Origin of the sequence: Marinobacter segnicrescens (assembly GCF_900111555.1) — a bacterium.
GTDB classification, from domain to species: domain Bacteria; phylum Pseudomonadota; class Gammaproteobacteria; order Pseudomonadales; family Oleiphilaceae; genus Marinobacter; species Marinobacter segnicrescens.
Map to the genome: position 1 here is coordinate 1 of NZ_FOHZ01000084.1, position 1,034 is coordinate 1,034.

Below are 1,034 nucleotides of genomic sequence, written 5' to 3' on the forward strand. Positions count from 1 at the left end.
ATAAATTTGATCAAGCGATTGGTCAATACTAGAATCACAAAAAACCAACAAACGGAAAGAAACCTATGATCAAGCTGTACCACTGCATGAGTGCCCGTTCGTTCCGGGCGTTATGGGCACTGGAAGAACTGGGCCTGGACTACGAACTGATGATGCTGCCGTTCCCGCCCCGGATGTTCAAAAAGGAGTACCTGGGCATCAATCCCCTGGGTACCATCCCGGCCTTCTTTGACGGTGACACCTTCATGACGGAGTCATCCGCCATTGCCCAGTACCTGGCGGAACGGTATGGTCAGGGCAAGCTGAACATTCCGGTGGACGACCCCCGTTACGGTGCTTACCTGAACTGGCTGCACTTCGGTGAGGCCACCCTCACCTTCCCACAGACCCTGGTGCTGCGCTACACCCGCCTTGAACCAGAAGAGCGCCGAGTACCCCAGGTCGCGGAAGACTATAAGAAGTGGTTCCTCGGAAGGCTGCGGGGCGTGGAAGCCTCACTGGAGAAAACCTCGCCGTGGATCCTTGGCGACACCTTCACCACAGCGGATATCTCCGTAGCCTATGCACTGATGCTGGCAGAGAATCTGAACATGGAAAACGAGTTTGGCCCCAACACCCTGGCTTACTGGCAGAGGGTCCAGCATCGTGACGCCTTCAAAAGGGCACTGGAGAGCCAGCAAGAGGCGGCCACAGCCCAGGGTATTTCCTGAACCCCATTCAGGACAGGGAGGGTCGAAAGCCCTCCCTGATAGTCTTCCTGTCAGTCAACGATGTAACGGAGAGAATCAGGCTGTGGTGCCGCAGCGGCCGGCATCCTGGACTTCCGCCAGGAACTCAAGGATGGCATCGTTGAAGACATCATTCTGGTCGCCGGACACCATATGCCCTGCCCCGCTCACATCAACCGCACGGGCACCGGGAATCAGTTGCAGGAAGTCCCTTACCCCTTCCTCGCTGACCACGTCACTCATCTTGCCCCGTACCAGGAGTGTGGGCACGTCGATGCGCCGCGCAGCATCCCGCAACCGCTCCAC

At 57.5% G+C, this 1,034-nt stretch carries 2 protein-coding genes; one reads left to right on the forward strand and one right to left on the reverse strand.

The annotated features are described in order from the left end of the window. Positions 1–65: 65 nt before the first annotated feature. A complete protein-coding gene (locus BM036_RS19740) occupies positions 66–710 on the forward strand; it encodes a glutathione S-transferase family protein (protein ID WP_091855318.1) in 645 nt (214 codons plus the stop codon). A gap of 75 nt (positions 711–785) precedes the next feature. On the opposite strand, the gene BM036_RS19745 is transcribed toward BM036_RS19740, so the two are convergent. Further along, a partial coding sequence (locus BM036_RS19745; protein ID WP_177186132.1) for an alpha/beta fold hydrolase occupies positions 786–1,034 on the reverse strand: 249 nt, incomplete at its 5' end.